Raw genomic sequence first — 25,234 nt, 5'->3', positions numbered from 1 at the left:
GGGGGCCCGGCCGGGACGCGACTCCCGGAGGGCGACCGTGCCGGTCCACTGCCGCACTCCTATTGGGGTTTCGGGATCAGGTCGTGGCCCCGGCCGGCAGGTCGGGGAGCGCCTGCGGTGCCCCGTCCTTCAGCGGCAGGGTGAGGACCATCGTCAGGCCGCCGCCAGGGGTGTCCTCGGCGGTCAGGGTGCCGTCCATGGCCTCCAGGAAACCCCTCGCCACGGCGAGGCCGAGGCCCACCCCGGCGCCTCCGGGGGCGTCCCCGTACCGCTGGAACGGTTCGAAGATCCGGTCCTTGGCCTCGTCGGGAACTCCGGGTCCGCGGTCGACGACGCGGACTTCGAGCCGGGTGGCGACGGCGCTGGCGGCCACCAGGACGCTCGCACCGTCGGGGCTGTACTTGACGGCGTTCTCGACGATGTTGGCGACGGCCCGCTCCAGCAGACCGCGGTCGACGGCGACCATGGGAAGCGTCTCGGGGATGTCGAGGACCACGCCGGCGTCGGGCACGCCGGCCAGGGCCATCGGTACGACCTCGTCGAGGTCGGTCTCCCGGATGATCGGGACGACGGTCCCGGTCTGGAGGCGGGACACGTCGAGGAGGTTCCCGATCAGGTGGTCGAGACGGTCGGCGCCGTCCTCGATGCCCTCCAGGAGCTCGGCCCGGTCCTCGTCCGACCACTGCACGTCGGTGGAACGGAGCGAGGTGACGGCGACCTTGACCGAGGCGAGCGGGGTCCGCAGGTCGTGGCTGACGGCGGCCAGCAGCGCCGTACGGATCTGGTGGCCCTCGACCAGGCGGCGCGCTTCCTCCGCCTCGTCGACCAGGCGCTGACGGTCGAGTACGACGGCGGCCTGCGCGGCGAACGCGCCGAGCACCCGGCGGTCCTCCGCGGGCAGGACCCGCCCGGTCAGGGCCAGCGCCATGTTCTCGCCGATGGGCATGTCGACGTCGGCGTCCTCCGGGCGGGCGACCGGATTCCGTCCGGTGCTGCCCGCGCAGGTCCACGGGTCGACCTCCGTACCGCGCTCCAGCAGGGCGACGGATTCCATGGCGAAGGTCTCGCGGACCCGCTCCAGCAGGGCGTCGAGGGCGGTCTCGCCGCGCAGGATGCTGCCGGCGAGGAAGGAGAGGATCTCGGACTCGGCGCGGAGCCGGGCGGCCTGGTGGGTGCGGCGGGCGGCCAGGTCGACGACGGAGGCCACCGACACGGCCACACCGACGAAGATCGCGATGGCGACGATGTTCTTGGGGTCGGAGATGGTGAGCTGGTGGAGCGGTGGTGTGAAGTAGTAGTTCAGCAGCAGGGAGCCGAAGGCGGCCGAGGCGAGAGCGGGGAGCAGGCCGCCGAGGAGCGCCGCCGCCACGGTGCAGGTGAGGAAGAGCAGCATGTCGTTGGCGAGCCCGAGCTCGGGGACGACCTGGCTGAGCAGCAGCGTGAGCAGGGCCGGGCCGGCGATCCCGGTCAGCCAGCCCCAGATGATGCGGGGTCTGGCGAGCCGCCCGCCGCGTGCGACGGGCAGGGTGCGGCGGCCCTTGGCGGCCTCGTCGTGCGTGACGATGTGGACATCGAGGTCCGGGCCGGATTCGCGGGCGACGGTGGCGCTGACGCCCGGGCGGAAGACGGACTGCCATGAGCGTCTGCGGCTGACGCCGAGGACGATCTGGGTGGCGTTCACGCCGCGGGCGAACTCCAGCAGGGCGTCGGGTACGTGGTCGCCTATGACGTGGTGGAACGTGCCGCCGAGGTCCTCGACCAGGGTCCGCTGGAGGGCGAGCTCCTTCGGAGACGCGCCGGTCAGACCGTCGCTGCGGGCTATGTAGACGGCGAGGACCTCGCCGCCCGAGCCCTTCTCGGCGAGGCGGGCGGCGCGGCGGATGAGGGTCCGGCCCTCCGGCCCGCCGGTGATGCCCACGACGATGCGCTCGCGGGCCTGCCAGGTGGTGCGGATGTTGTGCTCACCGCGGTACTCGCGGAGGTACTCGTCCACGCGGTCGGCGACCCAGAGCAGGGCCAGCTCGCGCAGGGCCGTGAGGTTTCCGGGCCGGAAGTAGTTGGACAGGGCCGCGTCGACCTTGTCGGGCTTGTAGATGTTCCCGTGGGCCATGCGGCGGCGCAGGGCCTGCGGTGACATGTCCACGAGCTCGATCTGGTCGGCGCGGCGGACCACCTCGTCCGGCACGGTCTCCCGCTGCCGCACCCCGGTGATCGTCTCGACGACGTCGCCGAGGGACTCCAGGTGCTGGATGTTGACGGTCGAGACGACGTCGATGCCGGCCTGGAGGATTTCCTCCACGTCCTGCCAGCGCTTGGTGTTGCGCGAGCCGGGCACGTTGGAGTGTGCGAGCTCGTCCACGAGGGCGACGGCGGGCCGGCGGGCGAGGACCGCGTCCACGTCCATCTCGGTGAACGCGGAACCGCGGTACTCCAGCTCGCGCCGGGAGATCTGCTCCAGCCCGTGGAGCATCACCTCGGTGCGCGGACGGTGGTGGTGCTCCACGAAGGCAACCACGACATCGGTGCCCCGTTCCACCCGTCGGTGGCCCTCCGAGAGCATCGCGTACGTCTTGCCGACTCCGGGGGCCGAGCCCAGGTAGATACGGAATTTGCCGCGTCCCATGACGTCATCCCTCGAAGCGGTAGCCCATGCCGGGCTCGGTGATCAGGTATCTCGGGTGCGAGGGGTCCGCTTCCAGCTTGCGCCGGAGCTGGGCCATGTAGACCCGCAGGTAGTTGGTGTGCTCGGAGTACGTCGGCCCCCAGACGTCGAGCAGCAGTTTCCGCTGGCTGATCAGCCGGCCCGGATTCGTGATGAGGATCTCCAGGAGATGCCACTCGGTGGGGGTCAGCCGCACACTGCGGTCGTTCCGCAGGACCTTCTTCGCCACCAGGTCGACCGTGAAGTCCTCGGTCGTGACCACGGCGATCTCCGGTGCGGGCGCCGACACCTCGCGGCGCCGGACGGCGGCCCGCAGCCGGGCGAGGAGCTCGTCCATGCTGAACGGTTTCGTCACGAAGTCGTCGGCGCCCGCGTCGAGGGCGCGGATCTTCTCCTCGGAGGTGTGACGTGCGGAGAGGACGAGGATCGGCACGCCGTTCGTCTCCCGCACCTCGTTGATGACGTCAATGCCGTCCATGTCGGGCAGGCCGAGGTCCAGCAGGATGACGTCCGGCTTGCGGACGGCTGCCAGGCGCAGGGCCCGGTGCCCGTCGGAAGCCGTCTCCACCTCGAACTTCCGCGCCTCAAGGTTGATCTTGAGCGCACGGACGAGCTGGGCGTCGTCTTCCACCACCAGCACCTTGATCATCGGTGTGGGGCCCTCCTCTTTCGGTGGATACGGGTCGGAGCCGGCGGGGCGCGGTGGGCACCTCCCAGCCTTCGCTGGGGGAGCTTCGCGCCACGTCGGCTCCAGACCCCTGTTCGGGGGAACGTCAGCCCTTGGTCAGTGCCTTGAGCGCGGTGTTGAGCTCGAGGACGTTCACGCGGGGTTCGCCCATGAAGCCGAGGGTGCGGCCGGTGGTGTGATCGGCGACGAGCTTCTCGACCTGCCTGACGTCGAGCTTGTTGCGCTCGGCGACCCGGTGTACCTGGATCCCGGCGTATGCGGGGGAGATGTGCGGGTCGAGGCCGGACCCGGAGGAGGTGACGGCGTCGGCCGGCACGTCCTCGGGCTTGACCTCGTAGGAGGCCGTGGAGTTGTCGGTGACGACCGACTCCTTGGCGGCGACGACCTGGGCACACAGGGTGCCTTCCTCCGCGCCCGCCGTGCACAGACCGTTGACGGCGCCGTTGTCGGCGGACCGGTTGGTGGCGCCGGAGAGGATCAGCGAGTACTGCGTGTTCACGCTGTTGCTGCCGAGGCCGTTGGAGGGCCGCGGCTGGAACCACTTGAGGTCCGGCTTCGCGGCCTCTTCGGCGTCGTCCGGGTCGTTCTTCGGCAGGTTGTAGCTCTGCCCGATGAGGGAGGAGCCGACGACCTGACCGCTCTTGTCCTTGATCTCCGAGCCGTTGGCCTGGTCGTTGAACAGGGCCTGGGCGATGCCGGTGACGGCGAGCGGGTAGATCACGCCGCAGATGACCGTCAGGACCAGCAGGGCCCGCAGGCCGGCGCCGATCAGGCGTGCGGTGTTGCCCACAGAGTTGTTCATCGCAGATCAGCCGATTCCGGGGATGAGGGAGATGAGGAGGTCGATGAGCTTGATGCCGATGAACGGGGCGACGAGGCCGCCGAGTCCGTAGATCCCGATGTTGCGGCGGAGCATCTTGTCGGCGCTCGTCGGCCGGTACTGCACGCCCTTGAGGGCGAGCGGCACGAGCGCGATGATGATCAGCGCGTTGAAGATGACGGCGGAGAGGATCGCCGATTCGGGCGAGGTCAGGCCCATGATGTTGAGCTTGTCGAGACCCGGGTAGACCACGGCGAACATCGCGGGGATGATCGCGAAGTACTTGGCGACATCGTTGGCGATGGAGAACGTCGTCAGCGCGCCCCGCGTGATCAGCAACTGCTTGCCGATCTCCACGATTTCGATGAGCTTGGTGGGGTTGGAGTCCAGGTCCACCATGTTCCCGGCCTCCTTGGCGGCCGAGGTGCCGGTGTTCATCGCCACGCCGACGTCCGCCTGGGCGAGGGCCGGGGCGTCGTTGGTGCCGTCGCCGGTCATCGCGACGAGCTTTCCGCCCGCCTGCTCCCGCTTGATGAGGGCCATCTTGTCCTCGGGAGTCGCCTCCGCGAGGAAGTCGTCCACGCCCGCCTCTTCGGCGATGGCCTTGGCGGTCAGCGGGTTGTCGCCCGTGATCATGACCGTCTTGATGCCCATGCGGCGCAGCTCGTCGAACCGCTCGCGCATGCCCTCCTTGACGACGTCCTTGAGGTGGATGACACCGAGGACGCGGGCGCCGCGCTCGTCCTTGACGGCCACCAGGAGCGGCGTGCCGCCGGCTTCCGAGATCCGGTTGGCCAGGGTGTCGGCGTCGTCGGAGACCTGTCCGCCCTGCTCCCGCACCCAGGTGATGACCGAGCCGGCGGCGCCCTTGCGGGTCTGCTTGCCGTCCGCGTCCACGCCCGACATGCGGGTCTGGGCGGTGAAGGTGATCCACTCGGCGCCGCCGAGCTCGCCCTGGCCGCGCTCGCGCAGCCCGTACTTCTCCTTCGCGAGGACCACGATGGAGCGGCCCTCGGGGGTCTCGTCCGCCAGGGACGACAGCTGGGCGGCGTCGGCCAGCTCGGCGTCCGTGGTGCCCTTGACCGGGACGAACTCGGAGGCCTGGCGGTTGCCGAGGGTGATGGTGCCGGTCTTGTCGAGCAGCAGGGTCGACACGTCGCCCGCGGCCTCGACGGCCCGGCCCGACATGGCCAGGACGTTGCGCTGGACGAGGCGGTCCATGCCCGCGATGCCGATGGCGGAGAGCAGGGCGCCGATGGTGGTCGGGATCAGGCAGACCAGCAGCGCGGTGAGCACGATCATCGACTGCTCGGCGCCCGCGTAGATCGCGAACGGTTGCAGGGTGACCACGGCGAGCAGGAAGACGATGGTCAGCGAGGCGAGCAGGATGTTCAGCGCGATCTCGTTGGGCGTCTTCTGCCGTGCGGCCCCCTCGACGAGGGCGATCATGCGGTCGATGAAGGTCTCGCCGGGCTTCGTCGTGATCTTGACGACGATCCGGTCGGAGAGCACCTTCGTGCCGCCGGTCACGGCCGAGCGGTCGCCGCCCGACTCACGGATGACGGGAGCGGACTCGCCCGTGATGGCCGACTCGTCGACCGAGGCGACGCCCTCGACGACGTCGCCGTCACCGGGGATGACGTCGCCGGCCTCGCAGACCACCAGGTCGCCGATACGGAGCTCCGTGCCGGGGACCTGCTCCTCCGCCGAGCCGTTGAGGCGGCGGGCGACGGTGTCCGTCTTGGCCTTGCGCAGCGTGTCGGCCTGGGCCTTGCCGCGGCCCTCGGCCACGGCCTCGGCGAGGTTGGCGAAGATCGTGGTCAGCCACAGCCAGGCGGTGATCGCCCAGCCGAACCAGTCGGTCGGGTCCTTGACGGCGAGCACGGTGGTGACGACCGAGCCGATCAGGACCACGAACATGACCGGGGACTTGATCATGATACGGGGGTCGAGCTTGCGCACCGCGTCCGGGAAGGACTTGAGCAGCGCCTTGGGATCGAACAGCCCCCCGCCGACGCGGCCGGTCGTGGGCTTGTGCCCGGTGGGAATGTCCTCGTGCGGAGCACGGGTGGGGGTGACGGTGCTCATGAGGCGAGCCCTTCAGCGAGCGGACCCAGCGCGAGGGCGGGGAAGTAGGTCAGTCCGGTGATGATGATGATCGTGCCGACGAGCAGGCCCGCGTAGAGGGGCTTGTCGGTGCGCAGGGTGCCCGCCGTTTCCGGTACGGGCTTCTGCTCGGCCAGCGAACCGGCGAGCGCGAGGACGAACACCATGGGCAGGAAGCGGCCCAGCAGCATGGCGATGCCGATGGTGCTGTTGAACCACTGGGTGTCGGCGTTCAGACCCGCGAAGGCGGAGCCGTTGTTGTTGGCACCCGACGTGTAGGCGTAGAGGATCTCGGAGAACCCGTGCGCGCCGGCGTTCGTCATGGAGTTGCCCGGGGTGGGCAGGGCCATCGCCGCGGCGGTGAAGCAGAGCACGAGAGCCGGGGTGACGAGGATGTAGCAGGCGGCCAGCTTGATTTCGCGGGTGCCGATCTTCTTGCCCAGGTACTCCGGGGTGCGGCCGACCATCAGGCCGGCGATGAACACCGCGATGATCGCCATGATCAGCATTCCGTAGAGACCGGAGCCGACGCCACCGGGGGCGATCTCGCCGAGCTGCATGCCCAGCATGGTGATGCCGCCGCCGAAGCCCGTGTAGGAAGAATGGAAGGAGTTGACCGCGCCGGTCGACGTCAGCGTCGTGGCCACGGCGAAGATCGACGAACCGCCGATCCCGAACCGGGTCTCCTTGCCCTCCATGGCACCGCCCGCGACGTCGGGCGCCGGGCCGTGGTGGGCGAACTCGGTCCACATCATCAGAGCCGTGAACGCGATCCAGATGACGCCCATGGTCGCGAGGATCGCGTAGCCCTGGCGCAGGTTGCCGACCATGCGGCCGAAGGTCCGGGTCAGCGCGAACGGGATGACGAGGATGAGGAAGATCTCGAAGAGGTTCGTGAAGGGGGTCGGGTTCTCGAAGGGGTGGGCGGAGTTGGCGTTGAAGTAGCCGCCGCCGTTCGTCCCGAGTTCCTTGATGACCTCCTGAGAGGCCACCGCCCCGCCGTTCCACTGCTGCGTGCCGCCCGTGAACTGGCCGACCTCGTGGATGCCCGCGAAATTCTGGATGACCCCGCAGGCGACCAGGACGATCGCGCCGATCACGGAGATGGGGAGCAGGATGCGGACGGTGCCGCGGACCAGGTCGGCCCAGAAGTTGCCGAGTTCACCGGTGCGGGAGCGCGCGAAGCCCCGTACGAGGGCGGCCGCGACGGCCATGCCGACGGCGGCGGAGACGAAGTTCTGCACCGCCAGGCCGCCCGTCTGGACGACGTGGCCCATGGCCTGCTCGCCGTAGTACGACTGCCAGTTGGTGTTCGCGACGAAGGAGGCGGCGGTGTTGAAGGCCTGGTCCGGGTCGATCGACACGAAGCCGAGCGAGCCCGGCAGGCTGCCCTGGAGGCGCTGCATGCCGTAGAGGAACAGCACGCTCACGGCGGAGAAGGCGAGGACGGCGCGCAGGTAGGCGGGCCAGCGCATCTCGGCCGACGGGTTGGCGCCGATGACCTTGTAGATCCACTTCTCCGGGCGGTAGTGCCTCTCGGAGGAGTAGACCCGGGCCATGTAGTCGCCGAGGGGACGGTAGGCCAGCGCGAGCGCGGCGATCAGCGCGAGCAACTGGAGCACACCAGCGGTTACGGGGCTCATCTGCTCAGAACCTCTCCGGGTACACGAGGGCGAGGACGAGGTAACCGAGCAGTGAGACGGCCACGACGAGGCCGACGACGTTCTCGACAGTCACAGCTTGGTCACCCCCCGGGCGATGAGAGCCACCAGCGCGAACACCGCGACCGTGGTGACGACGAAGGCCAGATCGGCCATCGTGAGCTCCTGAGTGAAGTGGGAAGAGATGAATCAGCCAGTTGGCTGATGACGAGATAACCGTGTCTTCACCCCGGTGTTAAGACGCCTTGACGGGCCCCATACGGGCTCCCCGGAACCCTTAACGCCGCCCATACGGGAGGGCCGTCGACGACCCGACCAGCCCCGACGCGGACCTCGCACCTGCCCCCTCCACGGCGTCGGCGCAACACACGCCCGCACCTCTTGACGCACCTCATACGTCGCTCCCACCTGCGCGTACGGAACGCGTGAAGAGTGGCGGGGCGCGCGTATGGAACGCGCCAAGGGTGCTGGTGGCCTGATCTCGCGGCTTCGACGCTGTCCTCACTTTGCTCATACGGAGGGAGCCGCGACATGGCCATTCACGTACGGAAACCACCCGAGGCCGCTCAGGCGCCGGGCCAGGAGGACCCGCCCGACACCCGCGCGGGCGGAGCCGGGGAGCGGCACAAGCTGACCGCCGTCCAGGGCCTGGCGGCGCTGTCGCTCGACGCGATGGCGTCGGTGGCGTACGGACCCGAGTCGATCGTGCTGGTCCTGGCGGCGGCCGGAGCCTACGGGATGGGCTTCACGCTCCCGGTCACGCTCGCCATCGCCGCCCTGCTGGCGGTCCTGGTGGCCTCGTACCGGCAGGTGATCGCGGCGTTCCCGGACGGCGGCGGCTCGTACGCGGTCGCCAAGCGGCATCTGGGCCGGCGTACGAGCCTGGTCGCGGCGGCCTCGCTGATCCTCGACTACGTCCTGAACGTGGCCGTGTCCGTCACCGCCGGTGTCGCCGCGCTCACCTCGGCCTTCCCCGGCCTGCACGGCGAGCGGGTGTGGATCTGTCTCGCGGTCCTGGTCCTCGTCACGGCCGTGAACCTGCGCGGGGTCGTGGACTCCGCGAAGGCGTTCCTGGTCCCGACCGCGCTCTTCGTCGGGTCGATCCTGGCGATGATCACCGTCGGGCTGTTCCGCGACGGCCCGGCCAGTACGGCCTCCGCCGCCGGGCACGCCTCCGCGCTCGGGGAGGGAGCCACCGCCGTGGGCGCGCTCCTGCTGCTGAAGGCCTTCGCGGCCGGCTGCTCCGCGCTGACCGGTGTCGAGGCCGTCGCCAACGCCGTACCGTCATTCCGGGCGCCCGCCGCCCGCCGCGCCCAGCGGACCGAGGTGGCCCTCGGCTCCCTGCTCGGCGTGATGCTGATCGGCCTGTCGGTCCTGATCGGCCGTTTCCACCTCCAGCCGGTGGAGGGCGTGACCGTCCTCGCCCAGCTCGCGGACGCCTCGTTCGGTCACAACGCGGCCTTCTACGTCGTCCAGTTCGCGACGATGGTGCTGCTGGCGCTCGCCGCCAACACCTCCTTCGGCGGGCTTCCGGTCCTGATGAGCCTGCTGGCGCGGGACAACCACCTGCCGCACTTCTTCGCGCTCAAGGCCGACCGGCAGGTCCACCGCCACGGCGTGGTCTGGCTGGCCCTCGTCTCGGCGGCCCTGCTCGCCTTCTCCGGTGGCGACACCAACACCCTCGTACCGCTCTTCGCCATCGGCGTCTTCGTCGGCTTCACCATCTGCCAGGTCGGCATGGTCCGGCACTGGTACGGCGAACGCCCGCGAGGCTGGCAGACCAAGGCCACCCTCAACGGCTTCGGGGCTCTGCTGACGGGCGTCTCCGCAGTCGTGGTCACCGCGACCAAGTTCACCGAGGGGGCCTGGCTGATCGTCCTGGCCCTGCCGCTGATCGTCCTCGGCTTCGAGAAGGTCAACCGGGCCTACGCGCAGATCGGCGAGCGCCTCGAACTGGGACGCGTCCCGCAGCCCCCGCACCGGGCGCGCTCGCTCGTCGTGGTCCCCGTATCCGGCCTGTCGCGCCTGACCTGCCAGGCCCTCACCGCCGCCCGCTCCCTGGGCGACGAGGTCCTCGCGGTCACCGTCACCCACCCCGCGGCCGAGGACCGCTCCGCCGCCGAAGCCCTGCGCCGGGACTGGGAGTTGTGGAACCCCGGCGTGGACCTCGTCGAGGTCACCTCCGAGACGCGCTCCCTGGGCCGCCCGGTCTCCGGCTACGTACGGAAGCTGGCGCAGACCCACCCGGACGCCCAGATCACCGTCCTCATCCCGGAGACCGAACCCGCACACCTCTGGCAGCGGATCCTCCAGAACCAGCGCGGCTCCGTCGTCGCCCACGCCGTCCGCCGTGACACCGACGCCGTCATCTGCCGCCTCCGCTTCCGCCTCGGCGCGGCCCCGGCCGAACCGCAGGTCCCTGACGCGTCCTTCACGAGACCCTGACGGGATCAGGTGCACAGCCGTTAAGAGCGCACAAATAACGTGCGGAGAGGGGCCGTTGACCGTGCGCAGCCCGGTAGGTTCCTCACCGTTCCACCGCCGGGGACCCCAACGTCACACGACGAGCCGGAGGGGGTCCCCCATGGGACGGGTCCCCGGCGGTGCACCCCTCGTTCCGGCCAAGCCGATCCCACCAGAAGGTCTCCCGATGCCTCCCGCTGCCACCCGGCAGACACCTCCCGTCCCCTCGCCGTCGCGGGCACCGGTCAACCGGCCGCCCAGAAGGCGCCCGGCCCCGCGTCCCCTGCTGGAGTCGATCCGGCCGGCGGCCTCCTTCCGCGAGGCCGTACGCAAGCTGCATCCCCGCGCACTCGTCCGCAAACCGGTGCTGTTCGTGGTGGCGGTCGGTTCCGTACTGACCACGCTCTCGGCGCTCATCCACCCGTCCGTTTTCACCTGGGTGATCAGCGTCTGGCTCTGGCTGACGGTGATCTTCGCGAACTTCGCCGAGGCCGTCGCGGAAGGCCGGGGCCGGGCCCAGGCCGAGTCGCTGCGCAAGGCGCGTACGGACACCGTCGCGCTGCGGCTGCGCCACTGGACGTACGGGACGAACCCGCGGCACGCCGAGACGGAAGCCGTGGACCCCGGCCGGCTCCAGCCCCTGGACGTCGTACTGGTGCGGGCGGGGCAGCTGATCCCGGCCGACGGTGACGTCATCGACGGCGCCGCGGCGGTCGACGAGTCCGCTGTCACCGGCGAGTCGGCTGCGGTGATCCGGGAGTCCGGCGGCGACCGAAGCGGCGTCACCGGCGGCACCACCGTACTGTCCGACTGGATCGTCGTACGCGTCACCTCACGCCCGGGGCACAGCTTCATGGACCGCATGATCGCCCTGGTCGAGGGCGCGTCCCGGCAGAAGACGCCGAACGAGATAGCCCTCAACATCCTGCTCGCCGCCCTCACGGTGATCTTCATCCTGGTCGTCGTCTCGCTCCAGCCCATGGCCGCGTACGCGGGCGCCGCCCAGACCACCACCGTCCTGGTGGCCCTCCTCGTCACCCTCATCCCCACGACCATCGGCGCCCTGCTCTCCGCCATCGGCATCGCGGGCATGGACCGCCTCGTCCAGCGCAACGTCGTCGCGCTGAGCGGGCGCGCGGTCGAGGCCGCCGGGGACGTGAACACCCTCCTCCTCGACAAGACCGGCACCATCACCCTCGGCAACCGCGAGGCCGTCGCCTTCGTCCCGCTCCCCGGCGTCGACCCCGTCAAGCTCGCGGACGCGGCCCAGCTGGCCTCCCTCGCGGACGAGACCCCCGAAGGCCGCTCCGTCATCGCCCTGGCCCAGCGGTACGGGCTCCAGGCGGCGGTCGAGGAGGACCTGAGCAACCCGCGCTTCCAGGAGTTCAGCGCGCGTACCCGGATGAGCGGCATCAACCTGAGCTGGCCGAACGGGGCCGGCTGCGCCATCCGCAAGGGCGCGGCCGCGCAGGTGGCCGAGTGGGTGGCACTGCGCGGCGGGACCGTACCGACGCAGGCACAGCAGTGGTCCGACGAGGTCTCGGCCTCCGGAGGCACACCCCTGCTGGTGGCCGTCCACGACTGGGACGGGCCCCGCGTCCTCGGCATCATCCACCTCAAGGACGTCGTCAAGGACGGCATCCGCGAGCGGTTCGAGGAGCTGCGCCGGATGGGGATCCGTACGGTCATGGTGACCGGCGACAACCCGCTGACGGCCCAGGCCATCGCTCAGGAAGCCGGCGTCGACGAGTACCTCGCCGAGGCCACCCCCGAGGACAAGCTCGCGCTGATCAAGCGGGAGCAGGCGGGCGGAAAGCTGGTCGCGATGACCGGCGACGGTACGAACGACGCCCCGGCCCTCGCCCAGGCGGACGTCGGCGTGGCCATGAACACCGGCACCTCGGCCGCCAAGGAGGCCGGGAACATGGTGGACCTCGACTCCAACCCCACCAAACTCATCGAGATCGTCGAGATCGGCAAGCAACTCCTCATCACCCGAGGAGCCTTGACCACCTTCTCGATCACGAACGACGTCGCGAAGTACTTCGCGATCATCCCGGCCATGTTCACCGCGGCCTATCCGGGGCTGGAGGCGCTCAACATCATGGGCCTGCACAGCCCGTTGTCCGCCATCACCTCGGCGATCATCTTCAACGCCCTGATCATCATCGCCCTCATCCCGCTCGCCCTGCGCGGCGTCCGCTACCGGCCCGCCTCCGCCCACGACCTCCTGCGCCGCAACCTCGCCGTCTACGGCCTGGGCGGCCTCGTCCTGCCGTTCGTCGGCATCAAGGCCATCGACCTGCTGGTCTCCACCATCCCCGGGCTCGGGTGAATTCCGCCCCCGCCGTCGGCGCGAACGGAGGAGGCCGCCGCTCGGCCCCCGCGGGGGCGCCCACGGCACCCGTCAAACGGGTCACTGCAAGCCGGAGACCTTGAAGACCGCGCGAGCCGTCTCACGATCGATGCGCTCGGCTAGCTGACGCAGCGCGGTCGCGCCGCACAGCAAGGTGCCCCGCTGGACGGAGATGCGGGAGTCCGCGTCGAAGCGCCGCCACATCGCGGGATTGCGCACCAGGACGGTGGGGTCGATCTCGACCAGACCGCCCTCCGCATCCCGGAGGATCATCCGCTGGGCCACTCCGTCGGACCACCGCACCGAGACGAGGCGGTCGGTCCGCACGCTGTGCTCCACCAGCAGTCCGCGGGCGATCAGCAGACCAGGGCGTACGGAGACCCGGAGCGGCAGCAGGATGACGAACACGAGGGCGGCCAGCCCGGTCCAGAGCGCAGCGCGGATCGTGTCGAGCTCACCGAAGCCCGCGTCCAGGGCGAGCAGGGCCGTGTACAGCAGAGCGGTGACACCGGCGGCCGAGCGCCTCTCGCCGGCCCAGTGACTGTCCTCTGCGAGCGGCCCGGGAAGCTCCGCGTTTCCGCGCTGTGCGCCGGCCGCGGGCTGAATGAAACGTCGTCCCATGGGGCTGACGCTAGGGCGGGCGAGGTCCCGGCCGACGCCCCCATACGCACTGCTGACGCCGCGGCTACAGCATTTTGACGGCGCACTGCTCGGCCGTACCGAACACCGGTGGCCGGCAGCGCCCGGCCGGTTGCCCGGGCCAACCGCGACCCGAAGCAGCACGTGCCGTCAGGGAGCCGTCAAAGTCGGGCGGGGAGCCGTACGGACGGCGTCAAAGACTGCCGCACCGGGCCGAAGACGCTGTTTCCTACAGTTGGCAGACCTCTCCGAAAGGCGCCGTCGAGGCGCCGGACCCCGTGGCTGTCGAGCCGGGATCGGCGCACGCGTGCCGAACCACTCCCAGGAGCCGGCCCTCGTCCCCGTAGGACGTACGACAGGAAGGCGGCACGCCGGTGACTCGGGTGCTGGTGGTGGATGACGAACCGCAGTTGGTGCGGTCGCTGGTCATCAGTCTCAAGGCGCGCAAGTACGAAGTCGACTCGGCGGAGGACGGGGGCCAGGCCCTGCGGACCGCGGCGGCCCGGCGCCCGGACGTGGTCCTGCTCGACCTCGGGCTGCCCGACATGGACGGCGTCGACGTGATCAAACGGCTGCGGGTGTGGTCGCGGGTACCCATCCTGGTGGTCTCCGCCCGTCACGGCTCCGGCGAGAAGGTCGAGGCGCTGGACGCGGGAGCCGACGACTACATCACCAAGCCCTTCAGCATGGACGAGCTGCTGGCCCGACTGGCGGCCGCCGCACGCCGGACAACGCCGCAGGCCGGTGCTGGTGCGGATGAAGTGGTCGTCACGACTTCGGAGTTCACCGTCGACCTGCTCGCGAAGCGGGCCCGTCGTGCGGGCCGGGACATCAGACTCACGCCCACGGAGTGGCATCTGCTGGAAGTCCTGATCCGTCATCGGGGCCGGCTCGTCAGCCAGCGGCAGCTGCTCCAGGAGGTATGGGGTGCTTCCTACGGGACGCAGACCAACTACCTCCGGGTGTACATGGCCCACCTCCGGCGGAAACTGGAAGCGGACCCTGCGCACCCGCGTCACCTGATCACGGCTCCCGGCATGGGCTACCGCTTCGACGCGTGAGAACGGGGCGGCCCCTGCCAACAGGGCCGCCCCGCAGGGTGGCCGGCCGTCAGCAGCAGGGTTTGCTGCCGTGGTGGGAGGCCTTCTTACGGCGTGCTCTCTTCTTGCGGGCGCGCTTGGACATGACGGGTGTTCCCTTCAGGCGGTGTGGCCGACGAGGAGGTCGGCGAGCTTGTTGAGACGTTTGACGGTGCGGTCGTCGGTGGCGGCCGCGGCAGGGGCGACGCGCTCGGAGCGGTCGTAGTAGGCGCCGTTGACGATCTCGGTGGCCGGGTCGCAGAGCCGCACGACGTGCGCGGCGCCCTCGGCCGCGGACCCGCCCTCGCTCCCGTAGAGGGGAAGCAGTCCCGTCTCGCAGGTCCCGGGGTGGACGGAGACCGCGGTGACGCGCGGGTCCGAGGCGAAGACGGTCAGCGCCAGCTGCGACTGCGCGTAGGCAGCGAGGCGCGAGTAGCGGCGGATGCGCTGCGGGTCGTTCCACTGGATGGCGGCGGTGCGGTGGAGCGAGGAGGAGACGTTGACGACCCGGCCGCCCGGACCGGTGGTGAGCGCGGACTCCAGGAGGTCCGTCAGGAGGTAGTGGGCCAGGAAGTTGACCTGGAAGGCGATCTCGTTGCCGTCGGAGGTGAGGGTGTGCCGCTCGGGGGCGGCGATGGCCGCGTTGTTGACGAGGACGTCCAGGCGCGGGTGGTCCCGCACGACGGCGTGGGCGAGGTTCTCGACCTCCTCCAGGCGCACGAAGTCGGCGGCGAGCGGACGTACGAGGGCGCCGTCGATGCCGGCGGTGGCGATCAGCCGGTCGGCAGCGGCTCGGGCCTCCTCGGCGGTGCGGCCGTGGAGGAGCACGACGGCGCCGCGTTCGGCTAGTTGGCGGGCGGTCTGGTAACCGATGCCGGAGGTGGCCCCGGTGACGAGGACCGTGCGGCCGGACAGGGATGAAGGCATGTCGAACTCCTGGAAGCAGGCATGACGGACGCGCCCGGCGCCCCGGCACGAAGCGGGGCGTGGGCTCGGATCACGCGGTGGAGGTGAGGACGCGTACGGAACTTCGACCAGTGCCCTTCAAGGGGCTGGTCCCAGGTACGCGGAGAAGGCGCGGCCGATGTGTCAGCCGCGGAGAAGGCGCGGCCGACGTGTCAGCCGCGGAGAAGGCGCGGCCGACGTGTCAGAAGGCCGGGCGGACAGCGGGCGCCGTCGGCCGCACCGGATTCGGTGGCCGGTCTTCGTGGCGCGGACCGCTGTTCATGACCCCATCCCAGCGGATTCCGGACGGGTGGACAAGATCCTGAACGGGCCTTTGACGCTCTTCTGACGTGCGCCGGGTGACGGAGCCCCAGACGCGCCCGCCCGTCGTCAGGGCCGCGTCAATGATCGGCGGCTGCGCGGAAGGAACACGTCAGGAAGTGTTGTCGGGGCCCTCGGCCGTGCACAGACTGATGTCGCGACGGAACCGGGTGACGGTCCGGTGGCGCGCGGCCTGGGGGGCGGTGACCTGAACACCGCCGAGGAAGCGCACGGTCCGCCCGTGGGGGGTCGGGCCGGCGCGACCGCGTGCCGGTCAGCCGTCGCACACCACATGAGCCGTCCGGTCCCCGGCGGGGGATACCGGGGGCCGGACGGCTCGCGTGGTTGCCGTGGCAGGGTGGGCCGGCCGGCGCAATCCGGGCGGAGCTCCCGCCGCGAAGCCCACTCTTCGGACGGGTTCCGTCAGAGCCGCGTCAATTGCCCGTATGAGCCCTTGAGCGCCGTGCGGCAGAGAAGTTGGATGGACGGCATGGACATCGGTCAGCGTCACGACGACCGGCCGCCGCATCAGGCGTCGCCGATCGCGCCCTCGCGCTGACCTCCCGGCGCCCCGGCGCCACCAGGGCGACGTGCCCTCCAGACCCTGCGGCCGGCCGTGGCGACCACCGGCCGCCCGCAGGTTCCTTTGACCCACGGCCTTCCAGGCCGGCCGGCGTGGCTCCACACCCCGCCGGTTCCCCTGCGGGGGCGGCCTCCGTCCGGGCCGCCCCCGCCCTTCGTCTTCCACCCTGCGAGGAGGCACACCGCGTGATCGAGCTCGCCCCTTCCGGCCTTCCCGCCCTCGCCCGCTGGTTTCCCGTCGGGAAGCCGGGTGTCGCGGCCCTCGCCGAGCACGTCCTGGCCACCGGGAACGGTCGCTGGTGGGCCGACCGGCCCGAAGCGCCCCGAGTGGTCGCCGTCTCGTGCGGGGACCGGGCCGTCCTGCGGGGAGACGTACACGGGCTCCCCCTGAGCACCCTCGGCAACCTGGCGGCGAGCCGTGTCGAAGCTCCGGCACGCTTCGTCCCGGCGATGCGTGCCGTCTTCTCCCGGGTCGAGGCCCGGGAAAGGATGGTCTACGTCAAGGGGGCGCCCCCGCTGCCGGTGCGTCCGCCGCGAGGTGTGGTCGTGCGGAGGCTGACGGCCGAGGACGCGCCCGCGCTGGCCGGCGTCGCCCCCGAGGCGTCGTGGATCCACGCGACGTGGGGCGGGCCCCACGGACTCGCCGGCTCGGGGGCCGCCTGGGGCGCCCTCCGGCGCGGGCGTCTGCTCGCGGTGGCGTGTACGTACGTCCTGGGCAGCCGGTACGAGGACGTGGCCGTCCACGCCGAGCCCGGCCACCGCGCCGAGGACCTGGCCCTGGCGTGCGTGAGCGCCCTGTGCGGGGACATCGCGGCCCGCGGGCGGACGCCCAGCTGGTCCTGCTCCCGGCACGACCGGACCGGTCGGCTGCTCGCCTGGCAGGCAGGGTTCCGGCTGCAACAGGAGTACGTCCACTACGCCACTGGGAGGGTACGCGTTAAGGACGCGTCAGAATTCGCTCAGACACGGGCATAAGTGATCAGGCTGCGTACGCTTGCTCAGCCGTCGACGTCGATGGCTGATTCTTTGCCGTACGACAGGAGCCCCCCACGATGGCCACCCCTGCCCGCACATCGCGCCTGCGCGCGTGGATGCTGGAAGGCCTGACCGCCGAGAACAGTTCGCCCGCCGCCAAGGAGGCGGCGGCACAGCCCCACGGCCGGCCGTGGTGGCGGGTCATGTGCCTGACGGGCCTCGACTACTTCTCCACCCTCGGCTACCAGCCCGGCATCGCGTTCCTCGCGGCCGGGCTGCTGTCACCGCTGGCGACCATCGTGCTCGTGCTGCTGACCCTCTTCGGCGCTCTGCCCGTCTACCGGCGGGTGGCCGAGGAGAGCCCGCACGGCGAGGGCTCCATCGCGATGCTGGAGCGTCTGCTCACCTTCTGGAAGGGCAAGCTGTTCGTCCTGACCCTCCTCGGGTTCGCGGCGACCGACTTCCTGATCACCATCACCCTCTCCGCGGCGGACGCGACCGCGCACCTCGTGGAGAACCCGCACCTCACCAGCACCCTGCACGGCCACGAGGTACTGATCACCCTGATCATGATCGCGCTGCTCGGCGCCGTCTTCCTCAAGGGGTTCAGCGAGGCCATCGGCGTCGCGGTCTTCCTGGTCTTCACCTATCTCGGCCTGAACGTGGTCGTGGTGGCGGTCGGGCTGTGGCACGTGTTCACCGCACCGCAGGTCATCACCGACTGGACGACCGCGCTGACCACCGAGCACGGCAACCCGTTCATGATGATCGCCATCGCGCTCGTCGTCTTCCCGAAGCTCGCACTGGGCCTGTCCGGCTTCGAGACCGGCGTGGCGGTCATGCCGCACGTCAAGGGCGAACCCGACGACCACCCCGAGAAACCGGCGGGCCGGATCCGTGGCGCGAAGAAGCTGCTGACCACGGCTGCCGTCATCATGAGCGTCTTCCTGATCTGCTCCAGCCTCATCACGACCCTGCTGATCCCGGCCGCCCAGTTCCAGCCAGGAGGCGAGGCCAACGGCCGCGCCCTCGCCTACCTGGCGCACGAATACCTGGGATCCGCCTTCGGCACCGTCTACGACATCTCCACGATCCTCATCCTCTGGTTCGCCGGCTCCTCCGCGATGGCCGGCCTGCTCAACCTGATGCCCCGCTACCTGCCCCGTTACGGCATGGCACCGCAGTGGGCCCGGGCGCTCCGCCCCATGGTCATCGTGTTCACACTGGTCGCGTTCCTGGTGACCTGGATCTTCGACGCCGACGTGGACGCGCAGGGCGGCGCGTACGCCACCGGTGTCCTCGTCCTGATCACCTCGGCGGCGGTCGCCGTGACCATCGCCGCCCGCAGGGCGGGGGAGCGCGGCTGGACCATCGGCTTCGGGATCATCTCCGCCGTCTTCATCTACACCACAGCCGTCAACATCGTGGAACGCCCCGACGGCGTGAAGATCGGCGCCTGCTTCATCGGCGGCATCATGGCGCTCTCACTCCTCTCCCGCCTCGCCCGCGTCTTCGAGCTGCGCGTCACGGACGTGGAGCTGGACGACATGGCCCGGCGCTTCATCCGCGACACCGCCAACCGCACGATCCGCTTCATCGCCAACGAACCCGACAACCGGGACAGGACCGAATACCGCGAGAAGGTCGCACAGATCCGCGCGGACAACGACATCCCGCCGGGCGACGACGTCATGTTCGTCGAGGTCACCGTCCTGGACGCGTCCGAGTTCGAATCCGGCATGCGGGTGCGCGGCGAGGTGCTCCACGACCGCTACCGCGTCCTGACCCTGGAGAGCTCCAGCATCCCCAACGCCCTCGCCGCCCTGCTGCTCCACGTACGCGACGAGACCGGACAGCGCCCGCACATCTACTTCGAGTGGACCGAGGGCAACCCGATGGCCAACTTCCTGCGCTTCTTCCTCTTCGGCCAGGGCGAGGTCGCCCCCGTCACCCGCGAGGTCATCCGGGAGGCGGAACCGGACCGGACCCGCCGCCCCCACGTCCACGCCGGCTGACGTCCGAGGCGGACGTACGAGACCGGGGCCCGGCGTCAAGATGCCAACAGGAATCCCGCCGGACCCTCGCCAAGACGAGGGTCCGGCGGGATTCTCGGACGGTGACCATCAACTGGCTTCCCGACCGTGGCATCCGCCGGGCGATCCTCGCCACCGGCGCGGCCGGCGTGACCGTGATCGCCACCGGCGCCGTCCTCGAAGCCCTGTGGCTGCTCGGCATCGGCGTCTGGGCGGTCATCACCGCCATGATGATCGAGCTCGTCTACCGGCCTTAGCACCTCGCACAAAGCCTGGTCGTCTTGGCGGCGTTAGCAGAGAACCGTGACGTGACCCGCCGTGCGAAGCTGTGAGACATGGTGCCTACGATCGTCCGTGGACTTGCTCTGCCTGCCCAATTGACGTCCCTCATCGATCGCGGCCTCTGGCGTCACCCGGGCGATGCCGTGCTGACAAAGGTCATCCCGTGGTTCGAAGACCCGCTCGCCTTCGTGCGTGACCCGGAGCAGATGACGTTCGCGTCCCGATCGATGGACATGGTCGCCGACGATCCGCACTCCACCTACTTCAGCGTGGCGCGGGGGAGCAGGGCAGCCACCCCGCCCGAACTTCCATGGCTCGACGCCGAACAGGCTGTGCTGATCGCCATCACTCGCAACCCCGGTGATGACGGGGCTCTGGCACTCGACTACCGCTCTGACCCCTCGGATCCCTGCATTGTCGGCAGTGATTTCTGGTCAGACCCGAGTACGTGCCGATGGCGGCTCGTAGCGCCTACCTTTTCGGCCTTCGTCACAGCGTTGGACCTGTAGCGTTCGGCGCCTCTGACCGACTTGGTCGGACGTCTGCGGACTGTCAGCACCGCTTGCGCGCCGGCGCAGATGCTCACGGACCGCACGCGACGGATCCGCGCGTTCCGCCCCGAGCCCCGATCACCGCACCGACGCCCCGGCGGCCGATGGTGAACCCGTGCAGGTCGGTACCGCGTACTACCTCCCGCCGGACGGGCCCGCGGCCGGCGGGGACGCGGACGACTTCCGCGGAGCGGACCAGATCGGCCACCAGGTCCCGCACGTACTGCCGCAGTGCCAGGCCACGGGACCGGGAGGCCGTCAGACCGCGACGAGTTCGTCCGAGAGGAACTCCTCCACGAACTTCCCTGCCCGACGGTCGAAATCGGTGTACTGCGCCTCCCGCTCGGCACCGGCGACCGCTTCGCCGACCAGCAGACTGCCCTCGGCGTCGATGCGCTGCGGACGCTCCTCCGCGTCCAGGAGCAGGCCTACGGTGGAGCGGGAGAAGCCGCAGTAGTAGGCGATGCCGTCGCTCAGGTTGGCTTCGAGGACGGACTGCATCGACTCCGCGATGGGGTCGTCGGCGGTGGCGCCGGCCAGGGCCAGCCACAGCATGCGCTTGCCCGCCAGGCGGGGCTTGCTGCGGCCGTAGGCGAACCCGTAGTTCCACACGCGGTCGATCCACCCCTTGAGGACGGCGGGCACGCTCTGCCAGTACACCGGGAAGACGGCGACGACGACCTCGGCGTCGAGGATCCGCCGCATGTGGGCGTGCGTCTCCTGCGAGTACGGCTTCTCCCGGTTGCCCCAGTCCGGCTGGTCCTCGACGTTCATCCGCGGGTCGAACCCCTCGGCGTGCAGGTCGAGCAGGTCGATGCGGTACCCGGCGGCCTCCAGCCGGGCAGCCGCACGGCGGGCGGTGTGGGCGGTGAGGGAATCGCTGCGGTGGTGCGCGACGACCACGAGGGCTGTCCTGGTGTCACTGCTGTGCTGCGGCACTGTGTCTCCCGAGGGCTCGATCTGTGCAGTGAGTCCAGTACAACCGCGGCACCGTAGATGATCCATGGGCGAAACTCTCCAGGGCATAGGAGATCGTCTACGATTGCGCTGTGGATCCTCTGAGTTCGCTGCTGAGCGGCATCCGGGCCGAGGGCTCGGTCGTCAGCCATGCCGTCCTGACGGCGCCCTGGAGCATCACCTTCGCCGACGCCGCTCCGCTCACCATGGTCAGCGTGCTGCGCGGGGGCGGCACGCTGCTGCTGTCCGACGGCACGGAGCGGGCGATCGGCGCGGGCGACACGGCCATCGTCCGGGGCCCCGCACGGTTCCGCCTCGCCGACGAACCTGTCACGGTCCACCGCCCCCACACCGCGTACGAGATCAACTGCTTCACCGCGGACGCCGAGTGCACCGGCCAGGAACTCGACGGCATCCACTGGGGCACCGGTCCGGAGGCAGCGACCGCGCTGATCGTGGGCGCCTACCGCGCCTCGGGGCACCGCCACGAACGGCTCCTGCGCGCCCTGCCGCCCGTCCTGGTCATCGCCGAGGACGCCGAGGTCTGCGCCTGGCTGGAGAACGCCGCCGCCGATGCCGCCCGGCTCTCCGCCGGTTCGCAGGCGCTGATGGACCGGCTCCTCGACTGGGCTCTGGTCTGCACGCTGCGCACCTGGTTCGACCGGGCGGGCGCCGACGCACCCGGCTGGTACCGCGGCCTCGCCGACCCGGTCCTCGCCCCAGCCCTACACGCCTTCCACGGGCGGCCCGCCGAGAGCTGGACCGTCGCGTCACTGGCCGCTCAAGCCGGCGTCTCCCGGGCACTGTTCGCCCGGCGCTTCACCGAGCTGATGGGCCGTCCGCCCCTCACCTACCTCACCGAGTGCCGCATGGACGACGCCGAGGCACTCCTGGTCGACACCGACCTCAGCATCGCCCAGATCGCCAAGACCGTCGGCTACGCCGACGCCTTCGGCTTCAGCGCCGCCTTCAAACGCCACAAGGGCCTCAGCCCCAGCACGTTCCGCACCACGGCGGCGTGAGTCACGGCACGCCGCCGCAAAGCCCCGGGCCCCCGCGCTCCGGACCCGCAGCACGACACACCGAGACGTCGCGCCGGAGCCCGGGCGTCGACGAGCCTTGGGCCGCTCGCAGGCAGACGGACGTCAACGGCAGCCTGGTCGCGGGCCTTGCAGACGGCGCTGGCCCGGGTCAACTCCCAGCGGTAGCTGGGGGGACGGGGCTCGGTGGAGTCGGGCTGGACGGGTCACAGGTCGACGGGGAAGGCCGCCTGAAAGGCCAGCCGACGGGCGGCGTCCGCGCCGAGACGGGTGAGGAGGTCGTCGAGCGCGAGGTACTCCTCCCAAGGCTCGCGCCCCGTCGCCGCGGTCAGCGCCCGGACGAGCCTGTCCTCCAGGTCGGGGACGCGTTTGTCCTTCCAGACCTTGTCGGCCGTGCTGACAAGGAGGTCCTCGATCGTCACGGTGGGGCCGTCCCAGCTCGCATGGGTGGCGGCGAACCTGGCCAGGCCGGGCGCGAAGCCGTGACTCAGAAGCAGATCCCGGCCGGCTGCCTCGTGCGCCGATCCGGGCCCGGAGAGCTCCTCGGGGTGCAAGGTCTTGCCCACGTCATGGGTCGCCGCACCGATGAGAACGGCGTCGCGGTCCACTGCCAGGTCCGGGTACCGGTTTCCCACCCAGTCGGCCAGTTCGACCGCGACGTCGTGGACCGCGCGCAGGTGCGCCGCCAAACGGGGTGGGGCCTCAAGGGAGCGCAGGAGTTCGGCTACTACAGGCGGCAGTGGTCTCAGGGGCGGCTCCCCTGCGGCGTCTAGGGCACGGGACAGGAGGTCGGAAGGTATCGAAGTCATCCTGGTGACAGTACTGGTGCCTGGTGTGAGGGTCTGTTACTCCGCAAGACGGGCCCCGACTTGCCTCCAGCCGCCACCACCGTCTACGCGTCCCGCTGAACTCGACCTGCGATCCCACGCAGTCTCGTCCGACGCCGGGCCGCGAAGGACGAGCTCAAGGGCGGAACTACTGCTCCTGCCGGGCCCGGGCCGTATCTCAGAGGGCCACCCACGCTGTTCTGCCAGCGGCAGAACACCGGCCGGACCGGGCCCGACGATCACTACAGTCCGGTCTCATGACGAAGATTACGACGCGTACGGTCGAGTACCGGGCCGACGGTTTGACGATGATCGGGCACCTCGCGCTCCCGGCCGGTGTCGACCGCCGGCCCGCGGTGCTGCTCGGACCAGAGGGCACGGGGCTCAGCGACGTCGAGCGCCGCCGGGCCGATGCTCTCGCCGAGCGGGGATACGTAGCGCTGGCCTTCGACCTTCACGGCGGGCGCTATTTGGGTGACCCCGAGGAGATGCTGGCCCGATGCCTGCCATTGCTTGCTGATCCCGACCGGATGCGGGAGATCGGCCACGCGGCACTCGACGAGTTGCGTACCGAGCCCCGGACCGACCCCGACCGGATCGCCGCCATCGGCTACGGCACCGGAGGCGCCATCGCGCTGGAACTCGGACGAGACGGTGCCGACCTGCGCGCGATCGGGACAGTCAACGCAACTACCACGGGCCGACCGGGCGAGGCGGCGCACATCCGCTGCCCGGTGTGGGCCGGGGTCGGATCGGAAGACCCGATCATGTCGCCCGCCCAACGGAACGCGTTCACCGCTGAAATGCAAGCCGCGGGCGTCGACTGGCGCCTCACGGTCTACGGCGGCGCCTTGCACGCCTTCCACCACCCGCCGGTCGACCACGCCGTGGTCCCCGGCGTCGGCTACCACCCACAGCACGCGCAGCGAGCCTGGCGGGACGTCGTCGACCTGCTCACTGAGTGCCTGCCTGTGATGGAGGACATGGGCGCATGACCCATGGGCTGCGCCCATGTGGAAAGGGCACGGGGTCCGACCACAGGCGTTCCTGAGGGTCATACCGACTGACCAGCGGTACGGCCAGCCGGTGGTGGATCTGACGGCGGATCAGTTGGGCGTGGTGCCACCGCCGGGTGGGAGCAGGGCGGTTCGAGGCGCCCCACCTGGCGTACCGTCACCGGAACAGAAGGACCCTGAGGAGTAGCAGTGAGGAAAGGATCGCCGCCGCCAGCAGCGGGGGGCTGGTGAAACGGCGGAGCAGGCTGACCGACCAGGCCACTGACGCCAGCGGCCCGCCAACGAGGGGGAGTAGGAAGAGCAGCTTGAGGATGCCGACCAGACCGCCGCTGGAGGTGGACGCGTGGCTCAGGACGCTCAGAAGTACGTACGAGACGAACGCCAGGGGCAGCCCGAGCAGCCAGATGAACCACGTCTGGCGTCGGTATGTCTCCGGCAACGGGGGCCGCAGGGCTGTCGTCGCCGTCGGGGGGTGCGCGGGCGGTGGCGGGGGCGGGGGTGGTACCCGGCTGGCCGTCCCGGGGCGTGCTCCGGAGCCCACCACGTCCGTCAACAGCGCGGCGTAGGCGGAGTCCCGGGAAATCTCGTCTGCCAGCACTGACACGGCGATCGAGGCGGCGCTGTCGCCGGGCTCGTCCCGTAAACGGTCTAACGCGGCCGCCCCCAGAGCACTCCGGCGGAGCCGGTCCTCGACCAGCACGCGAATCTTCGCCTGCCGAGCGGCCCCTTCCGCTGTGCCGCCCCCGTCTCCCGTCAGCATTCGTATCGCGGTGGTCGCCAGCTCTGTACCGTGCACTCCAGCCCCCTCCAGCCGGCCTGTGACAGCGGGAACAGATCGTATAGAGGGCTGAGCCTGAAGCCCAGGCCTGTCACCGGCCCCGCACCGGCCCATCAAGCGGAGGCGGAACTCGCCTTCCGGGTGGGGTCACGGGCCACCGTCGATCCAGCGGCGGGACTGTTCGGCCTCACTGGTATTCCGCAGCCTGAGCGTTCCAGCGACTGGGAACCTGCGCTGATGGCGCTCTTCGGAATCGACTGCGGCGGATACGCGGTACCGTCACGCCTGCGATGTGGGGACGTGCGTGTTCCCGTCAGCGCCGATAAGAAACAGGTAAGTTTCCCGTGCATGGGTGGGAGGTGTGGGGGCATTCGGTTGTCTGGAGGTTGATAACTATGGTTCCCCTGCTTCTCGTTCTTCTGCTCGCTCTGCTTCTTTTCGGTGCCGGTTTCG

20 protein-coding genes and 2 pseudogenes are annotated in these 25,234 nt (G+C 70.3%); 10 read left to right on the top strand and 12 right to left on the bottom strand.

The genetic code is table 11. The features are described from left to right. Positions 1-76: 76 nt before the first annotated feature. The 6 genes from ABZZ17_RS34045 to kdpF form a co-directional block, all read right to left on the bottom strand. The gene (locus ABZZ17_RS34045; protein WP_356882090.1) at positions 77-2,623 is read right to left on the bottom strand and encodes an ATP-binding protein; all 2,547 of its coding nucleotides are present in this window, start codon (positions 2,621-2,623) and stop codon (positions 77-79) included. 4 nt (positions 2,624-2,627) lie between these two features. Then, entirely contained in the window at positions 2,628-3,311 is a 684-nt protein-coding gene (locus ABZZ17_RS34040; protein ID WP_356882088.1) for a response regulator, read from the bottom strand. Between the two features lie 124 nt (positions 3,312-3,435). Beyond that, positions 3,436-4,152, bottom strand: coding sequence for a potassium-transporting ATPase subunit C (locus ABZZ17_RS34035; protein WP_356882086.1), 717 nt, complete (start codon positions 4,150-4,152; stop codon positions 3,436-3,438). A 6-nt stretch (positions 4,153-4,158) separates the two neighbouring features. Next, positions 4,159-6,258 carry a potassium-transporting ATPase subunit KdpB gene (kdpB, locus tag ABZZ17_RS34030; RefSeq protein ID WP_356882084.1) on the bottom strand — a complete coding sequence of 700 codons (2,100 nt, stop codon included), beginning with the start codon at positions 6,256-6,258 and terminating at the stop codon, positions 4,159-4,161. Next, complete coding sequence (gene kdpA, locus ABZZ17_RS34025; protein ID WP_356882082.1) at positions 6,255-7,919, bottom strand: potassium-transporting ATPase subunit KdpA; 1,665 nt, start codon at positions 7,917-7,919, stop codon at positions 6,255-6,257. Before kdpA ends, kdpB (ABZZ17_RS34030) begins: the two co-directional genes overlap by 4 nt. A gap of 4 nt (positions 7,920-7,923) precedes the next feature. Next, positions 7,924-8,013, bottom strand: coding sequence for a K(+)-transporting ATPase subunit F (gene kdpF / locus ABZZ17_RS34020; RefSeq protein WP_037860493.1), 90 nt, complete (start codon positions 8,011-8,013; stop codon positions 7,924-7,926). A 455-nt stretch (positions 8,014-8,468) separates the two neighbouring features. Between kdpF and ABZZ17_RS34015 the strand changes: the two genes are divergently transcribed. Both ABZZ17_RS34015 and kdpB (ABZZ17_RS34010) read left to right on the top strand, forming a co-directional pair. Further along, positions 8,469-10,382 (top strand): APC family permease, encoded by a 1,914-nt coding sequence (locus ABZZ17_RS34015; RefSeq protein ID WP_356882080.1) that lies wholly within the window; start codon positions 8,469-8,471, stop codon positions 10,380-10,382. Positions 10,383-10,587: 205 nt separating this feature from the next. Beyond that, positions 10,588-12,735, top strand: a complete 2,148-nt coding sequence (gene kdpB, locus ABZZ17_RS34010; RefSeq protein WP_356882078.1) for a potassium-transporting ATPase subunit KdpB — start codon at positions 10,588-10,590, stop codon at positions 12,733-12,735. A gap of 81 nt (positions 12,736-12,816) precedes the next feature. Here the strand turns inward: kdpB (ABZZ17_RS34010) and ABZZ17_RS34005 are convergent, their stop codons facing one another. After that, positions 12,817-13,377 carry a hypothetical protein gene (locus ABZZ17_RS34005; protein WP_356882077.1) on the bottom strand — a complete coding sequence of 187 codons (561 nt, stop codon included), beginning with the start codon at positions 13,375-13,377 and terminating at the stop codon, positions 12,817-12,819. Between the two features lie 392 nt (positions 13,378-13,769). Here ABZZ17_RS34005 and ABZZ17_RS34000 point away from each other — a divergent pair, with 392 nt between their 5' ends. Then, positions 13,770-14,456, top strand: coding sequence for a response regulator (locus ABZZ17_RS34000; protein ID WP_356882074.1), 687 nt, complete (start codon positions 13,770-13,772; stop codon positions 14,454-14,456). A gap of 138 nt (positions 14,457-14,594) precedes the next feature. Here the strand turns inward: ABZZ17_RS34000 and ABZZ17_RS33995 are convergent, their stop codons facing one another. After that, entirely contained in the window at positions 14,595-15,401 is an 807-nt protein-coding gene (locus tag ABZZ17_RS33995) for an SDR family NAD(P)-dependent oxidoreductase (RefSeq protein WP_356882072.1), read from the bottom strand. 1,107 nt (positions 15,402-16,508) lie between these two features. Between ABZZ17_RS33995 and ABZZ17_RS33990 the strand changes: the two genes are divergently transcribed. The 4 genes from ABZZ17_RS33990 (at position 16,509) to ABZZ17_RS33975 (ending at position 20,121) form a co-directional block, all read left to right on the top strand. Continuing rightward, a complete protein-coding gene (locus ABZZ17_RS33990) occupies positions 16,509-17,297 on the top strand; it encodes a GNAT family N-acetyltransferase (protein ID WP_356882070.1) in 789 nt (262 codons plus the stop codon). Between the two features lie 77 nt (positions 17,298-17,374). Then, complete coding sequence (locus ABZZ17_RS33985; protein ID WP_356882068.1) at positions 17,375-19,312, top strand: amino acid transporter; 1,938 nt, start codon at positions 17,375-17,377, stop codon at positions 19,310-19,312. 101 nt (positions 19,313-19,413) lie between these two features. Continuing rightward, on the top strand, positions 19,414-19,587 hold the full coding sequence (locus tag ABZZ17_RS33980; protein WP_356882066.1) for a hypothetical protein: 174 nt from the start codon (positions 19,414-19,416) through the stop codon (positions 19,585-19,587). Positions 19,588-19,665: 78 nt separating this feature from the next. Beyond that, complete coding sequence (locus tag ABZZ17_RS33975; RefSeq protein ID WP_356882064.1) at positions 19,666-20,121, top strand: hypothetical protein; 456 nt, start codon at positions 19,666-19,668, stop codon at positions 20,119-20,121. Positions 20,122-20,124: 3 nt separating this feature from the next. On the opposite strand, the pseudogene ABZZ17_RS33970 reads toward ABZZ17_RS33975, so the two are convergent. Together ABZZ17_RS33970 and ABZZ17_RS33965 are read right to left on the bottom strand one after the other, a co-directional pair. Continuing rightward, a pseudogene (locus ABZZ17_RS33970) lies at positions 20,125-20,229 on the bottom strand (IS5/IS1182 family transposase); the annotation flags it as partial. Between the two features lie 192 nt (positions 20,230-20,421). Next, positions 20,422-21,102 carry an NAD(P)H oxidoreductase gene (locus ABZZ17_RS33965; RefSeq protein ID WP_356882062.1) on the bottom strand — a complete coding sequence of 227 codons (681 nt, stop codon included), beginning with the start codon at positions 21,100-21,102 and terminating at the stop codon, positions 20,422-20,424. Positions 21,103-21,212: 110 nt separating this feature from the next. On the opposite strand from ABZZ17_RS33965, the gene ABZZ17_RS33960 reads away from it, so the two are divergent. After that, positions 21,213-22,142 carry an AraC family transcriptional regulator gene (locus ABZZ17_RS33960; RefSeq protein WP_356882060.1) on the top strand — a complete coding sequence of 310 codons (930 nt, stop codon included), beginning with the start codon at positions 21,213-21,215 and terminating at the stop codon, positions 22,140-22,142. 224 nt (positions 22,143-22,366) lie between these two features. Here ABZZ17_RS33960 and ABZZ17_RS33955 read toward each other — a convergent pair whose 3' ends face one another. Beyond that, the gene (locus tag ABZZ17_RS33955) at positions 22,367-22,969 is read right to left on the bottom strand and encodes an HD domain-containing protein (RefSeq protein ID WP_356882058.1); all 603 of its coding nucleotides are present in this window, start codon (positions 22,967-22,969) and stop codon (positions 22,367-22,369) included. A 275-nt stretch (positions 22,970-23,244) separates the two neighbouring features. On the opposite strand from ABZZ17_RS33955, the gene ABZZ17_RS33950 reads away from it, so the two are divergent. Further along, the gene (locus ABZZ17_RS33950; RefSeq protein ID WP_356882056.1) at positions 23,245-23,982 is read left to right on the top strand and encodes a dienelactone hydrolase family protein; all 738 of its coding nucleotides are present in this window, start codon (positions 23,245-23,247) and stop codon (positions 23,980-23,982) included. A 178-nt stretch (positions 23,983-24,160) separates the two neighbouring features. On the opposite strand, the gene ABZZ17_RS33945 is transcribed toward ABZZ17_RS33950, so the two are convergent. After that, positions 24,161-24,442 carry a hypothetical protein gene (locus ABZZ17_RS33945; RefSeq protein WP_356882054.1) on the bottom strand — a complete coding sequence of 94 codons (282 nt, stop codon included), beginning with the start codon at positions 24,440-24,442 and terminating at the stop codon, positions 24,161-24,163. Positions 24,443-25,167: 725 nt separating this feature from the next. Between ABZZ17_RS33945 and ABZZ17_RS33940 the strand changes: the two are divergent. Further along, positions 25,168-25,234: pseudogene (locus tag ABZZ17_RS33940) on the top strand (hydrophobic protein); the annotation flags it as partial.

It is taken from the genome of Streptomyces sp. NPDC006512 (assembly GCF_040611935.1).
Lineage (GTDB): Bacteria > Actinomycetota > Actinomycetes > Streptomycetales > Streptomycetaceae > Streptomyces.
The sequence above is the reverse complement of the archived record's forward strand: the minus strand, read 5'-3'. Positions and strand labels throughout refer to the sequence as shown.

Coding starts and splice junctions, on each gene's coding strand:
- ABZZ17_RS34045 (WP_356882090.1), bottom strand. CDS start 2,623: ATGGGACGCGGCAAATTCCGTATCTACCTGGGCTCGGCCCCCGGAGTC.
- ABZZ17_RS34040 (WP_356882088.1), bottom strand. CDS start 3,311: ATGATCAAGGTGCTGGTGGTGGAAGACGACGCCCAGCTCGTCCGTGCG.
- ABZZ17_RS34035 (WP_356882086.1), bottom strand. CDS start 4,152: ATGAACAACTCTGTGGGCAACACCGCACGCCTGATCGGCGCCGGCCTG.
- kdpB (WP_356882084.1), bottom strand. CDS start 6,258: ATGAGCACCGTCACCCCCACCCGTGCTCCGCACGAGGACATTCCCACC.
- kdpA (WP_356882082.1), bottom strand. CDS start 7,919: ATGAGCCCCGTAACCGCTGGTGTGCTCCAGTTGCTCGCGCTGATCGCC.
- ABZZ17_RS34015 (WP_356882080.1), top strand. CDS start 8,469: ATGGCCATTCACGTACGGAAACCACCCGAGGCCGCTCAGGCGCCGGGC.
- kdpB (WP_356882078.1), top strand. CDS start 10,588: ATGCCTCCCGCTGCCACCCGGCAGACACCTCCCGTCCCCTCGCCGTCG.
- ABZZ17_RS34005 (WP_356882077.1), bottom strand. CDS start 13,377: ATGGGACGACGTTTCATTCAGCCCGCGGCCGGCGCACAGCGCGGAAAC.
- ABZZ17_RS33995 (WP_356882072.1), bottom strand. CDS start 15,401: ATGCCTTCATCCCTGTCCGGCCGCACGGTCCTCGTCACCGGGGCCACC.
- ABZZ17_RS33985 (WP_356882068.1), top strand. CDS start 17,375: ATGGCCACCCCTGCCCGCACATCGCGCCTGCGCGCGTGGATGCTGGAA.
- ABZZ17_RS33975 (WP_356882064.1), top strand. CDS start 19,666: ATGGTGCCTACGATCGTCCGTGGACTTGCTCTGCCTGCCCAATTGACG.
- ABZZ17_RS33955 (WP_356882058.1), bottom strand. CDS start 22,969: ATGACTTCGATACCTTCCGACCTCCTGTCCCGTGCCCTAGACGCCGCA.
- ABZZ17_RS33950 (WP_356882056.1), top strand. CDS start 23,245: ATGACGAAGATTACGACGCGTACGGTCGAGTACCGGGCCGACGGTTTG.